Below are 750 nucleotides of genomic sequence, written 5' to 3' on the forward strand. Positions count from 1 at the left end.
TGACTCGCTGACCCCTGAGTACATCACCTGGCTGTACGTCGACCAGCTCGACCGCACAGATAACCAGATCATCTACATACCCACAGAGGGTGGACTACCCATCCTCGAAGCCGGCCAACGGCCGTAGCAAGATCGGGAGGTGGAGGCCGTTGTACCTAGGCGGGTCTTCGGCTTCTGCCTCCCCCGATAGAAAGCTCTACGTCACCGTGTCCAAGTCGCTCACCCCGCTACAAGTTTCCATAGAGCAGATCAAAGAAGAGCTCAGCATCAGTTTCGTGATGCACCACTACGGGCACGAGCCGGCTCGCAAGGACGGCAACCGCCTCATCTACACCAGTCCCTTCCGAGTTGACAACGAACCCTCGTTCGCCATCTTCCACGCAGAGGGAGGCATGCAACGCTGGGGGGATTTCGCTGAGAAAACCCAGGGTTCCGTAGTGGACCTGGTTCAGCGCTTCGAAGGGGACATCAAACTCCCCGCAGCCATGCCCGTAGTGCGTGCGCTCTACGCCGAATACCTGGATGCCGACTGGGATGAGGAGATATCCCCCGCAGAACGTATGGCGGAGCTCCCCCCGCATGTCCTGATGGAGGACCGGGAGCTCCCCGTGGTCTCAAGCACCACACGATCTAAGTCCCTCGATGCGTTGATGGCTGGTCGGCCCAGTATATCGATCAAGACCTTGGCGACCTTCGGAGTGAGGGACGGTGGCCACAACCTCGTTGCCATCTACCCAGATGAGCGAGCCA

1 protein-coding gene is annotated in these 750 nt (G+C 59.3%); it reads left to right on the plus strand.

Annotated features, from left to right (window positions below):
- Window positions 1–275 precede the first annotated feature (275 nt).
- Window positions 276–750, plus strand: a 475-nt coding sequence (locus tag GY937_00430; protein MCP5055172.1) for a hypothetical protein, incomplete at its 3' end; no start/stop codon positions are given.

The sequence above is a fragment of the bacterium genome (assembly GCA_024228115.1).
Classification (GTDB): domain Bacteria; phylum Myxococcota_A; class UBA9160; order UBA9160; family UBA6930.